At 70.6% G+C, this 12535-nt stretch carries 11 protein-coding genes; 6 read left to right on the forward strand and 5 right to left on the reverse strand.

The annotated features are described in order from the left end of the window. Positions 1 to 69 precede the first annotated feature (69 nt). From rsmG to ACZ31C_RS04395, 5 genes are all read left to right on the forward strand, one after another. Positions 70 to 768, forward strand: coding sequence for a 16S rRNA (guanine(527)-N(7))-methyltransferase RsmG (rsmG, locus tag ACZ31C_RS04375; protein WP_465794124.1), 699 nt, complete (start codon positions 70 to 72; stop codon positions 766 to 768). A 554-nt stretch (positions 769 to 1322) separates the two neighbouring features. Then, entirely contained in the window at positions 1323 to 2384 is a 1062-nt protein-coding gene (locus ACZ31C_RS04380; RefSeq protein WP_396744179.1) for a ParA family protein, read from the forward strand. A 27-nt stretch (positions 2385 to 2411) separates the two neighbouring features. Beyond that, positions 2412 to 3428 (forward strand): ParB/RepB/Spo0J family partition protein, encoded by a 1017-nt coding sequence (locus ACZ31C_RS04385; protein ID WP_465794125.1) that lies wholly within the window; start codon positions 2412 to 2414, stop codon positions 3426 to 3428. Between the two features lie 1374 nt (positions 3429 to 4802). Beyond that, positions 4803 to 4928, forward strand: a complete 126-nt coding sequence (locus ACZ31C_RS04390) for a hypothetical protein (protein ID WP_465794126.1) — start codon at positions 4803 to 4805, stop codon at positions 4926 to 4928. A gap of 391 nt (positions 4929 to 5319) precedes the next feature. Further along, entirely contained in the window at positions 5320 to 6312 is a 993-nt protein-coding gene (locus ACZ31C_RS04395; protein ID WP_465794127.1) for a hypothetical protein, read from the forward strand. Positions 6313 to 6413: 101 nt separating this feature from the next. On the opposite strand, the gene ACZ31C_RS04400 is transcribed toward ACZ31C_RS04395, so the two are convergent. Further along, positions 6414 to 7403 carry a D-alanine--D-alanine ligase family protein gene (locus ACZ31C_RS04400; RefSeq protein ID WP_449943641.1) on the reverse strand — a complete coding sequence of 330 codons (990 nt, stop codon included), beginning with the start codon at positions 7401 to 7403 and terminating at the stop codon, positions 6414 to 6416. 8 nt (positions 7404 to 7411) lie between these two features. Next, a complete protein-coding gene (locus ACZ31C_RS04405) occupies positions 7412 to 8725 on the reverse strand; it encodes an aminotransferase-like domain-containing protein (RefSeq protein ID WP_465794128.1) in 1314 nt (437 codons plus the stop codon). Between the two features lie 291 nt (positions 8726 to 9016). Here ACZ31C_RS04405 and ACZ31C_RS04410 point away from each other — a divergent pair, with 291 nt between their 5' ends. Beyond that, on the forward strand, positions 9017 to 9682 hold the full coding sequence (locus ACZ31C_RS04410) for a GNAT family N-acetyltransferase (RefSeq protein ID WP_131052118.1): 666 nt from the start codon (positions 9017 to 9019) through the stop codon (positions 9680 to 9682). 15 nt (positions 9683 to 9697) lie between these two features. On the opposite strand, the gene ACZ31C_RS04415 is transcribed toward ACZ31C_RS04410, so the two are convergent. From ACZ31C_RS04415 to trxB, 3 genes are all read right to left on the reverse strand, one after another. After that, positions 9698 to 10864 (reverse strand): N-acetylmuramoyl-L-alanine amidase, encoded by a 1167-nt coding sequence (locus tag ACZ31C_RS04415; protein WP_465794129.1) that lies wholly within the window; start codon positions 10862 to 10864, stop codon positions 9698 to 9700. 206 nt (positions 10865 to 11070) lie between these two features. Continuing rightward, the gene (trxA, locus tag ACZ31C_RS04420; protein WP_117228228.1) at positions 11071 to 11394 is read right to left on the reverse strand and encodes a thioredoxin; all 324 of its coding nucleotides are present in this window, start codon (positions 11392 to 11394) and stop codon (positions 11071 to 11073) included. A gap of 31 nt (positions 11395 to 11425) precedes the next feature. Then, positions 11426 to 12376 carry a thioredoxin-disulfide reductase gene (trxB, locus tag ACZ31C_RS04425; RefSeq protein ID WP_465794362.1) on the reverse strand — a complete coding sequence of 317 codons (951 nt, stop codon included), beginning with the start codon at positions 12374 to 12376 and terminating at the stop codon, positions 11426 to 11428. Between the last annotated feature and the right edge of the window lie 159 nt (positions 12377 to 12535).

Raw genomic sequence — 12535 nt, forward strand, 5'->3', positions numbered from 1 at the left:
CCCGGGCCGGCGGCTGTTCCGCCCCGGCCCCATCCGTCCCCGGCCGCAGCCGACGGTACCGACCCTGCGGTGGCCGTGCTGCCACCCGAACTGGCCGAGGCGGCCCGGCACCTGTTCGGTGACCGGCTCGACCTCGCCGCCGCCTACGCCGAACTGCTGGCCACCGACGGTGTGGTACGCGGACTGATCGGCCCGCGCGAGACGCCCAGGATCTGGGACCGTCACCTGCTGAACTGCGCCGTCGTCGGCGAACTGATTCCGCAGGGTGCGACGGTGGTCGACGTCGGATCGGGGGCCGGTCTGCCCGGTCTGGTGCTCGCCATCGCCCGCCCCGACCTCACGGTGACGCTTGTCGAGCCGCTGGCCCGGCGCACCGTCTTTCTCGACGAGGCCGTGGAGTCGCTGGGTCTGACCGCCTCGGTGCGGGTGTTCCGGGGGCGGGCCGACGAGGCGGTCGCCGAACCGGAACTGCTTCCCAGTGACGTGGTCACCGCTCGGGCGGTCGCGCCGCTGGACCGACTCGCCGGTTGGTGCCTGCCGCTGGCCGCGCCGGGCGGACGCCTGATCGCACTCAAGGGCGCCTCGGCCGCCGACGAGATCGCCGAGCACGCCCGGGCGGTACACCGCCTCGGCGGCGGGGAGCCAGTGCTGCGCCGCTGTGGCGAGGACGTCATCACGCCACCGACCACTGTGGTCGAGGTCGTCCGTGAACGGGTGATCGTCCCGGCGGCCAAGCGCACCTCCAAGAATTCCCGCCGCCGGATGTAAGGAAGGGACCCTTCCTAACGCCTCGTGCATAGGAAGGGTCCCTTCCTAACCCTCCGGCCGGACAGCGCTGATCGAACACCTCCGTGAGGCCGCTTCCTGTCCCGGATCGCGTCATCCTGACCGGCGGGTTGCGAACCCGACGTGGACCCGCCACGCCCATGCGCCGTAGGCTGACCGCGCGTCGATAGTGTGGGGCGGGCGGCGATGGGTCTCCCCGAAGGCCGGCCGCTCCCGCCGGGCGGTACCTCTGCGAGGACAGCGCGAGAGGCCCGGGTGACGGGTGCAGACCGACCATCCGAAGCGGGCAGGGATGACAGGTGCATGACGACGGCAGGTACGACGATCCGCGCGTGACCGGGTCAGCGGGCGACCCTGTTTCACGTGAAACCGACTACCCGAGCTGGCGCTCTCAAGGGAGCGCCCAGGACCCGCCGGAGTCCATGCGGGACAGGCCGACGTCTGGCGTACCGTGGTCACCGAGTCCGGAGCTCTCGTCCGGCCGGGACGCGTCGGACGGGACCGGTCGACCCGTGAACGCCACCCCTGACGCACGTGTGATCCCGATCCGCCGCAACACCTCGGCCGCCACGCGGTTCGAGGCGGCGACATATCAAGCGGCCCCTGGAGTGGTGCCCGATCCCCGTCCGGCCCCCGACACGCCTGGCCCTTCGGCCGGGCCCTACGAGCCGGCCGACACCGGGGCCGCGTACGTTTCACGTGAAACCCCGACGCGCGAAGAGGATGATCCACCGTTGGCAATGGAGGCGATGCGCGCCGTGCAGATCCTGAACCCCAGTGGCGAGGTGACCATGCCTCGGCCGGACCGGACCCGGGTCATGTGCGTCGCGAACCAGAAGGGCGGCGTAGGTAAGACCACGACGACGGTGAACCTTGCAGTGGCCTTGGCCCTGCACGGCAACCGGGTGCTCGTGGTCGATCTCGATCCGCAGGGCAACGCCTCCACGGGGCTGAACGTGCCGCACCACACCGGCGTGCCGGACGTCTACGACTGTCTGATCAACTCCGTCCCGCTGGAGGACGTGGCCCAGGCGGTCGAGGGCATCCCCAACCTCTGGTGCGTACCGGCCACCATCGACCTGGCCGGTGCGGAGATCGAGTTGGTCTCGGTGGTGGCCCGTGAGTCGCGGCTCGCCCGTGCGATCACCGCCTACCCCGGCCACTTCGACTACGTCTTCATCGACTGCCCGCCCTCGCTCGGCCTGTTGACCGTGAACGCGTTGGTCGCGGCCCAGGAGGTGCTCATCCCGATCCAGTGCGAGTACTACGCGCTCGAAGGGCTGAACCAGCTCATCAACAACATCAACCTGGTCCGTCAGCACCTCAACCCGCAGCTCGAGGTCTCCACGATTCTGCTCACCATGTACGACCGGCGTACCCGCCTGGCTGACGCGGTCGAGCAGGACGTCCGGAACCACTTCGGCGACAAGGTGCTCCAGGCGGTGATCCCGCGCAACGTACGTGTCTCCGAGGCGCCCAGCTACGGCCAGTCGGTGGTGACTTACGATCCCGGATCGCGGGGGGCGACGAGTTACTTCGAGGCCGCCCAGGAGATCGCCGAGCGTGGCGTCAAGGAGCCGGTGAGCCGGAATGCGTAGTGCGGAAGAGGCGCTGGGAGGCGTGGCATGAAGAACCGTCCTCGGGGCGGTCTGGGGCGGGGCCTTGGGGCACTCATCCCGACCGGGCCGGTACAGGAGCCGGATGGTGCCGGTGCCGGCGTCATCACGAACGGAGCCGCCGTCGGAGCGCCGGAGGCACCCGCGCCGCTCGTACCGGAAGCGCCGCTTCCCGCGGTCACTCCCGACCCGGTCCTCAGCCCGGTGCCCGGCGCCCGGTTCGCCGAGATCTCGGTCGACTCGATCGTGCCCAACCCGAAGCAACCTCGGCAGGTCTTCGACGAGGAGGCGCTGGAGGAGCTGAAGACCTCGATCCAGGAGGTGGGCTTCCTCCAGCCGATCGTGGTGCGGCAGCTCGACGACGAGAAGTTCGAACTCGTCATGGGCGAGCGGCGGTGGCGAGCCGCCCAGGCCGTCGGTCGGGAGAGCATCCCGGCGATCGTCCGGGACACCCGCGACGACGCGATGTTGCGGGACGCCCTGCTGGAGAACATCCACCGCGCCAACCTCAACCCGTTGGAAGAGGCGGCCGCCTATCAGCAGCTTCTGGAGGAGTTCGGGGCCACGCACGAGGAGCTTGCTCGCCGTATCGGGCGCAGCCGGCCGCAGATCTCGAACACCATCCGCCTGCTCAACCTTCCGGCCCAGGTGCAGCGGCGAGTGGCTGCCGGAGTGCTCTCCGCCGGTCACGCCCGGGCGCTGCTGAGCCTGGAGGACGCGGAGACGCAGGAACAGCTCGCGCTGCGGATCGTCGCCGAAGGGCTGTCGGTCCGCGCCACCGAAGAGATCGTCGCGCTGGCGCTCAGCGAAGGCCCCAGCAAGAAGGAGGCGGCCAAGCGCCGGCCGAAGCCGGTCGCCCCGGCTCTGAACGACCTCGCGGACCGTCTCTCGGATCGGTTCGACACCCGAGTGAAGGTCGACATCGGGCGGAGCAAGGGCAAGATCACGATCGAGTTCGCCACGGTCGACGACCTGGAGCGGATCGTCGGCATCATCGGGGTCGAGGCCGAGGAAGCACAGGACTGAGCCATCCTCGTTCCGACCAACGGCCGTGTCCCGAGAGGGCGCGGCCGTTGTCATTGCCCAGGCAGACCGGCACGGCCCACCAGATAACGCCGCCTGAGAGCCGCCTGAGGTCGCGAGATCGTGTCCCCTAGCCTCTGTCGACGCACTGCGTCGTACGAGGCGCTCACGGGCCGCTCAGCGCTCTGGAGAAGCGGCCTCCCGGGCTGGCAGCGTTCGACGCGGCGCAAACTCGGCGACCGCAAGGGTCCGAGGCCGGTGGAGCGCGAGCTGAAGGGCTCGCGGCGGGGTTTGCGCGAGCGGAAGGTTCGTGGCAGGAGGAGGCCGGGAGCGGAGGGGCCGCGTCGTGGGCGGGGCCTCGGGCCGAGGCGGACGGCCTCCCGTTCGCGGCAGGGAGGTACGCGGACGGAAAGGCCCGCGGGTGGTAGGGCTCGCGGCGGAGGTGCGGAGGCACTCGCCGCCGGCGCGGACCCGTCCGGTGCCTGGACGATCTGAGAAGTTCGAAACCGGGGGTACGGGCGGCGGAGGGTACGAGGCTCCTCCTGCTGCCTACTGAAGGTGCTGCTGCCGCCCGAGTCGAGCGCGAGTATGCCAGGTGCGGGTGGGCGATGAGACTCCTCCACGAAACAGCCTCGGTGGACCGACCTCTATGAGGGCCATCTCGGTGTAGCGGCCTCTGCGGAGCTGGTCCTGGGGAGGAGCCAACGGACGGACGCACCTCGACGGATATTCCCTGTGATCCGGAGTCGCGCCAACCAACACGCCAGTGCATGGGGGCACCGGCGACGTTGCCCGAAGGCGGAGGCAAGAGGCGGAACCCACCTCGGAGGTCGAGCGTGCGACTCGACGGCAGTGACGGCTGCCGCTCGTATCCACCGCGCATTCGGCCGAGTGAGGTCGACTCCTGCCCTCGGTACCCGCCACAGTCGACCCGATGATGTCCGGCAACGCTCCGCTCGACCGGCCCGTTTCACGTGAAACGGGCCGGTGCAATCCGACTTCGTCAGTCTGGGCACCGCGTGGGTGTCGCCGTTCCCATCTGCGGCTCACACGCTGATTGCGGCCAGGGGCGGGAAGTGGCGACTCCGTCGCGGCATGGCGATGCGGCGGCCTCGACCGGGGTCCGGGGTAAAGCCCGTCGCCAGTGGATCCCGCCCGCAGCGCGTCGACGACATGTCTGGCATCCGCGAATCAGGCCGACGTCGTTCAGTTGGGCCGCGAACCTAAAGAGCGAGGGGTTGCGACCGCATGCCCCACCGCCCGTTGCCTAGGCGCTGCGGGCGAGCCCGGCCTGATCGCAAAGCGGGCGCGCCAAGCGGCCACGCGCTCCGGCACAGGATCCGCCATGGGGAGCGAACTGGGCGAGGACGCTCAGTGGTGGGGAGCGTGTTCACCTGCCGCCGACTGTCGGTAGGTCGGCCGCAGCCGGGCGTTACCACCTACCGCGAGGGCGGCATCAACGACGACTACTCCGTTGCCGCCCTGGAGGAAGGTCCGCCGTGAGACGGGGTAGGGCGGTGGGTTCAAGGCCGAGGGATCCGCTCACGTCGCGGATTCGGGCCCGGAGGGTGTCGTTCGGCTCGGAGCGGAGCCGATCGAACCGGCCCGCTGACTCCGCCGTTTCACGTGAAACGAGCGGCAGTGGCAGAGGTCGCCAGCGGCTAGAAAGTTATCCACACCGGTTTTCCACAGGTCGGCCTCCGTTTCACGTGAAACGGAGGCCGAAAACCCTTGTCGAACTGGGGATGACGATGGCCACACGTCGAGGTGCAAGCCTGTGGATAACTCTGGGGAAAGTGGGAGGGTGGGCTGCTGTCCCGCGATCCGAGCCGCTGCGGAATCGAACATGCTTCGGGTAGGGACACTGGTGCCGTACTCGGTTAGGGTCAGCCTCGTGCACGACACCCCTCCCTCAGTCCCGGATTTCACCCAGTGGCCGTCATTCCCCTTCGAAGGTGACCTGCAAGTCAAGCGACTCGACGAACCGGTCGCGGTGGAGCCGCCCCGTAAGGGCGAGGCGCATCGTGAATGCACCGCATGCCAGGCACCCGACGAGGCGTACATCTGGGTGGGTGAGAGGTGGCGCGTACGGGCGATGGACCGTCCTACCGGCCTGCCGATGGTCCTCATCCTGGAGTCCCGGTCGCACCTCGATCTCGGCGACCTGCCCAACCTGCTCGCGGCCGAGCTGGGGGTGATGACGGTGCGCCTGGAGCGCGCCATCCGCTCGCTCGACGGGGTGGCCCGGGTGCACGTCAACCGCTGGGGCGACGGGTCGGCGCACCTGCACCTTTGGTTCCTCGCCCGACCGTACGGGCGGCTCCAACTGCGCGGCACGTTCCTTTCTCTCTGGGACTCGATCCTGCCGCCCATCTCCGAGGACAAGTGGCGGGAGAACCTGGCGCTGGTCGCCGCCTGGCTCGCGGAGTTCGGGGGTCGGCCGTTGGCCGAGCCACCCCGGATCCAGTGGCAGGCACCGTCCAGCCTCGCCGCTCAGGCGGCACCTGCCGAGAAGACCCAGCCGAGCGAGGGCGGGTCGCTCCTAGACGCCATCGGCGAGACGGCCGAACCGCCGGACGTTGCGCTCGCCGACGAGTCTCCGGCCGAACGGCCGAGCGGTCCGCCCGGCACCACGCTCCCGGAGCAGGCCGTCGAGGATTCGGACGGGGAGGCGAGGGACGTCGCGGACGAACCCGCCGAGGACAAGGATGCTGAGGACCAGGAAGCTGAGCCGTCGGCTACGGCTGACGGTCCAGTCGCGGAGCGCCCGGTGGCGAAGCAGGAGCCCCGCGAGACGGGTGCCGCAGCGACCTCGGTGGAGTCGTCCACCACCACGGGGACGGCAGCAGCGGCCCCCGGCGGCGAAGGCGCCCGCCCGGCACAGTGACCCCTCGCCCGGCAACAGCGTCCAGCGGGCGGTGAACGGCCGTACGGCCGATCAGCAGGGGTGAGGGTGCCGACGGAGTCGCCGGAGCCGCCAGGAGGTGCTCAGCGGGTGGCGGCTCGGGCGACGAGGTCGGCGATCACCTGGCCGAAGTCCAGTCCGGCGGCCTGCACCGCGAGCGGCAGCAGCGACGTCTCGGTCATCCCCGGAGATACGTTGACCTCCAGTACGTGCGGCTGCCCGGCGGGGTCGACGATCAGGTCGACGCGGCTGAGGTCCCGCAGACCGAGTGCGGTGTGGGCGGCCAGCGCCACCTCCGCCACCGCGTCGGCCACCGCCGCGTCCAGCCGAGCCGGCGTGTGCCAGGTGGTCCGGCCGGCGGTGTAGCGGGCGGCGTAGTCGTAGACCCCGTTGCGGGGCACGATCTCGACCGGTGGCAGGGCCTGCGGGCCGTCGCCCAGGTCGATGACGGAGACCGCCACGTCCATGCCGGGCACGTACCGCTCGACGAGCGCGGTCGAGTCGTACGCGAAACAACCGACCATGGCGGCCGGCAGGGACGCGGCGTCCCGCACCACGGCGGCGCCCAGGCCGGAGCCGCCCTGCGCGGGCTTCACCATCAGCGGCAGTCCGAGCCGGGCGACGATACGGTCCAGCACGGCCACCGCGCCCAGCTCGCTGAACCGGTCGTGCGGCAGCGCCACCCAGTCCGGCGTGGCGATCCCGGCCTCGCGCAGCACCGTCTTGGCCGACGGCTTGTCCCAGGCGAGCCGGGAGGCGCGGGAGTCACACCCGACGTACGGCACACCGCAGAGGTCGAGGACGCCACGCAGTGAGCCGTCCTCGCCGGTGGCGCCGTGCAGGGCGATCACCACGGCGTCCGGCGGGTCGGAGTCCAGCGCGGGCAGCAGGGCCACGTCCGCGTCCCGCAGCTCGGCCTCCATCCCGACGGAGCGCAGCGCGTCGAGTACCCGGCGGCCGGAACGCAGCGACACGTCCCGTTCGTACGACAGGCCACCGGCGAGCACGAGGACGCGGAGGTCGGTGGTGGCGGGACCGGACACGGCGGATTCTCTGGCAGCGGTGGCACCCATGCCGGGCATCATGCCAAGTCGGGACCCGGGGTGTCGGAGCCGGCCCGACCGCGCCGCGCGTCCGGCGCGCCGACCGCCCCGAACACCCGCCGCATGGCGATGTCCTGCTCCATCACGCTGGCCAGCCGACGGACCCCCTCGCGGATCCGCTCCGGGGGCGGGAACGAGAAGTTGAGCCGCATGTGGCCGTTGCCGGTGCCGTCGGCGTAGAAGCCGGTGCCCGGCACGTAGGCCACCCGGGCGGCGATCGCCCGGGGCATCATCGCCTTCGAGTCCAGGCCCTCGGGCAGCGTGGCCCAGACGAAGAGCCCGCCACCGGGGACGGTCCAACTCGTCCCGGCCGGCATCAGGTCCGCCAGGGCGGTCAGCATCGCGTCCCGCCGCTCCCGGTAGACCTCCCGGTAGACCTTCAACTGCTCGCGCCACGGCATGGTGCTCAGGTAGGTGCTCACGGCGGCCTGGGCGTACGCGCTGGGGCAGAGGATCTGCGCCTCGCTGGCGATGACCAGCTTGTCGCGTACGGCGTGCGGGGCGAGGATCCAACCAACCCGCAACCCCGGGGCGAACGTCTTGGAGAAGGTGCTGAGGTAGAAGACCCCGTCCCGGCGGCGCGCGCGCAGCGGTGCCGGCGCCTCGCTCTCGAAACCCAACTGGCCGTACGGGTCGTCCTCGATCACGAGCAGGCCCGCGCGCTCGCAGATGTCGAGGACCCGCTCCCGGCGTTCCTCGCTCAGCGTCACGCCGGCCGGGTTCTGGTAGGTGGGGATGGTGTAGAGGAACTTCACCCGCCGCCCGGCCCGGGCCTGCTCGGCGATGGCGATCTCCAACGCCTCGGGGATCAGGCCGTCGTCGTCCATGGGTACGTGCACGACCTGTGCCTGGGCGGCCTGGAACACTCCGAGCGCGCCGACATAGGTCGGCCCCTCGGCGAGCACCACGTCACCCGGGTCGAGGAAGAGTCGGGCCACCAGGTCGAGCGCCTGCTGGCCGCCGACCGTCACCACCACGTCCTCCGGCGAGGCACCGCAGGCGGCGTCGATCCCGGAGAGGGCCATCACCTCGCAGATCCGTTCACGCAGCTCCAGCGTTCCCTGGCCGATGCCGTACTGGAGGCTGGTCGTGCCGTGCTCGGCGGCGAGCCGGCCGAGCATCTCGCCGACGGCGTCCAGCGGGAGCGCGGCGATGTACGGGGCGCCGCCGGCGAGCGAAACCACCTCCGGACGGCTGGCGACCGCGAACAGTGCGCGGATCTCCGAGGCGGTCATGCCCCGCACCCGGCGCGCGTACCGGTCGGTGTAGTCGTCGAGTGTCGTGCCGGTCATGACATCACCTCGATGCTGCTCGGACAGCTCCCGTCCCGGGATACCCAGGACACCGGCGACCATGGCGACACGGCGCGCCGAGTGTCGATGGTAGCCGCCATACACCGTCAGGAGCGCCCTCGATTACCGCGCGTCCACATGCCGGACCGGTGTCGACCGTGCCTGAGGAGGGCATTTGCGCGTCCCCTCCCGCGTCGCCGATCGGCGGCGTACGATCGCTCGTCGGGGGCGGGGATGCGGCGGAGCCATCCGGGTCGGTCCCGAGTCCGAGCCTAGTGTGGGGAAGCGCCAATGTCGCGACGTCTGGTCAGTCTGACCCTGGACACGCTGGAGGACCTGCCCCGTCCGTGCCGGCAGTGCGTCTACTGGGAGCTTGATCCGGTTTCCGCCGATCGCGCCTGCGCCGCGGGTGACCCGGGGCTGGAGAAGGAGGCGTGGGTCTCCCAGACGCTGCTGGAGTGGGGCTCCTGCGGCAAGCTGATCTACGTCGACGGCATGCCGGCCGGTTTCGTCATGTACGCCCCACCGGCCTACGTGCCGCGCTCGATGGCCTTCCCGACCTCGCCGGTGTCGGCCGACGCGGCGTTGCTGACCACCGCGAACGTGGTGCCGGCCTTCGCTGGTGGCGGGTTGGGTCGGATGCTGGTGCAGGGGGTCGCCCGCGACCTGACCAAGCGGGGCATCAAGGCGATCGAGGCGTTCGGCGACGCCAAGTTCGGTGACGCCGCCGATCCCGCCGGGGCCTGCGTCGCACCCGCCGACTTCTTCCTCTCGGTGGGCTTCAAGACCGTCCGACCGCACCCCCGCTACCCGCGTCTGCGGCTGGAGTTGCGGACGGCGTTGAGCTGGAAGTCGGACGTCGAGTACGCGTTGGAGAAGCTGCTGGGCTCGATGAGCCCGGAGTCGCTGCTGCGTCCGGTCCGACCCGCGCCGGCCACCCGCTCCACGGCGGGCTGAGGCAGCAGGGGGCGGTCAGTCGACGACGGTGCCTGCGGCGACCGCCGCCCGCAGTTCGCTCACGTCGATCGAGCCGGTCGGCACGTCCCGCTCGATCGGCAGGTACATCCGTTGCACCGCCGCCACGATCGCCTCGACCAGCCGGTCCCGGAACCGGGGGTCGATCAGCCGTGCCCGGTCGGCCGGTGAGGTGAGGTAGCAGACCTCGACGCGTACCGCCGGCATCCGGGTGATCCGCAGCAGGTCCCACGCCTTCGCGTGGGTACGGCAGTCCCGCAGCCCGGTACGCGCGACGATCTCCCGCTGGACCAGCCCGGCCAGCCGTTCCCCGGTCGCCGACGTCACCCCGTTGTCGGTGCCGTAGTGGTACGTGGCGACGCCTTCGGCCTCCGGGTTGGCGTGCCCGTCGACGTGCAGCGAGATGAACACGTCCGCGCCGAGCGAGTTGGCCAGTTGCGCCCGGTCGATGTCGGGCAGGCAGGTCTCCGATGCCGGGCCCCGGGTGAGCTGCACCCGTACGCCGGATGCGGCGAGTCGCCCTTCGAGCCGGCTGGCCAGGTCGTGCACCAGGTCCGCCTCGGTCCAGCGCAGTGGGCCGTCCGGCACCACCACGCCCGGGTCGGTGCCGCCGTGGCCCGGGTCGATGACCACGGTGCGACCGACCAGGGTCGGCCCGGACTGCCGGATCGCGTCGGACTCGCGGAGCCACTGCGGGCGGCCGCCGACCACCTTACGGCCGAGTCGCCGCAGCGCGTCCATGGTCTGCGGGCCGCAGGTCCCGTCCGGTGCCAGCCCCATCTCGCGCTGGAACTGGGCCACCGCCCGCGAGGTCCGGATGCCGTAGATGGCGTCGGCGCGGCCGGTGTCGTAGCCCATCTCCAGCAGGCGTTCCTGCAACGACCGGACGTCTTCGCCGGTGAGCGGCACCGGGACGGCGTGATAGAGGGTGCGGGCACCGAGGCGCCAGCGGGCCGCGTCGAGCGCCCGCCAGGTCTCGGCACCGACCCGACCGTCGACGCTGAGCCCACGGGACTGTTGGAACGCTCGTACCGCCCGCTCGGTGGCTGCGTCGAACTCGTCGCTGAACGGACCGGTCGCCTTGGAGAGAAGGTCGAGGCTGGTCAGCACCGCTCGGATCTCGATCACGGCGGGTCCCCGGTCCCCGGGACGGATCGGACGCACGTTCGGCCCCCTCTGCACGATCGGTGGCTTACCGGGTCCTGTGTCGGCACGCGTGGCAGTGCGACGGGGACCAGGTGCTCACCGGCGTCCGGCGGCCCCGAGTTCGAGGTTAGGCGCTGGGCGTTCGGTGCGGGTGCGGGCGGCGAAAAACGCGCCGACCCCGTCCCGGCTGCCCCGGGGCGGGGTCGGCGATCATGCTGCTGGGGTCAGAGCGCCGATTCGATCAGCTTGACCAGCTCGCCCTTGGGCTTGGCACCCGCGATCGACTGCACCGGCTCGCCGTTCTTGAAGACGGTGAGCGTCGGCACCGACATCACCCGGTAGGCGCGGGCGGTCTCCGGGTTCTCGTCGATGTTGAGCTTGACGATGCTGACCTGGTCGCCCATCTCGCCGGCGATCTCCTCCAGCAAGGGCGACACCTTGCGGCACGGCGCGCACCACTCGGCCCAGAAATCCACCAGGACCGGCTTGTCAGACTTGAGTACGTCTGCGGCGAAACTAGCGTCGGTAACCGACTTGGTTGCTCCCACTGTGTGACCCCTCCTCCGGGATGTGTCTCGTTCAGCCCTTGGGCAGCGTGGCGATGAAACGTTCCGCGTCGAGTGCGGCGGCGCAGCCGGTGCCGGCTGCGGTGATGGCCTGCCGGTACGTGTGGTCGACCAGGTCACCAGCGGCGAAGACGCCCGGGATGCTGGTCCGGGTGCTGGGGGCCTGGACCTTGACGTAGCCCTCGTCGTCCATCTCGACCTGGCCCCGGAACAGCTCGCTGCGCGGGTCGTGCCCGATCGCCACGAACACGCCGGTGACGTCGAGAACGTTGGCCTCGCCGGTGTGCACGTTGCGTACCCGCACTCCGGTGACCTTGCCGTCCGCGCCGAGGACCTCCTCGACCACGGTGTTCCACTCGACCTTGATCTTGTCGTTGCCCAGCGCACGCTCCGCCATGATCTTGCTGGCCCGGAACGAGTCGCGGCGGTGGATGATGGTCACCGACTCGGCGAAGCGGGTCAGGAAGCTGGCCTCCTCCATCGCGGAGTCGCCACCGCCGACCACCACGATGTGCTGGTTGCGGAAGAAGAAGCCGTCACAGGTGGCGCAGGACGAGACGCCGTGGCCCAGGTACTCCTGCTCACCCGGTACGCCGAGCGGCCGCCAGGCGGAACCGGTGGCGAGGATGACGGCCGAGGCGCGGTAGGCGCTCTCGCCGACCCAGACGGTGCTCACCGCGCCCGGGTGGCCGGTGTCGGCCAGCTCGACCCGGGTGACGTCGTCGGTCAGGAACTCGGCACCGAACCGCTCGGCCTGCTTGCGCATGTTGTCCATCAGCTCGGGACCGAGGATGCCGTCCGCGAAGCCGGGGAAGTTCTCCACCTCGGTGGTGGTCATCAACGCGCCACCGGACTGTACGCCCTCAATGACCAGCGGCTTGAGGTTCGCCCGCGCCGCGTAGACCGCTGCGGTGTAACCCGCCGGCCCGGAGCCGATGATGATCAGGTTGCGGACCTCGTCCACTGCCATCTCCCAATCGTGTTGAGCGTCGCCACCGGCGTCATCCGCCGATGCCGAACCGAGTGCCGACGCGGCGGCATTCTGACCTGCAGAACGTCATCGTACGAAGCGGAGATTCCCGAGCCGGTCATCCGGTGGGTCACGTCACTTGGTCGGCCAAAC

This window comes from Micromonospora sp. NPDC023869 (genome assembly GCF_055559695.1).

Bases quoted from the DNA above. Each gene is read 5' to 3' on its own strand.
- ACZ31C_RS04385 (WP_465794125.1), top strand. From the start codon at position 2,412: ATGAAGAACCGTCCTCGGGGCGGTCTGGGGCGGGGCCTTGGGGCACTC.
- ACZ31C_RS04400 (WP_449943641.1), bottom strand. From the start codon at position 7,403: ATGGGTGCCACCGCTGCCAGAGAATCCGCCGTGTCCGGTCCCGCCACC.
- ACZ31C_RS04405 (WP_465794128.1), bottom strand. From the start codon at position 8,725: ATGACCGGCACGACACTCGACGACTACACCGACCGGTACGCGCGCCGG.
- ACZ31C_RS04410 (WP_131052118.1), top strand. From the start codon at position 9,017: ATGTCGCGACGTCTGGTCAGTCTGACCCTGGACACGCTGGAGGACCTG.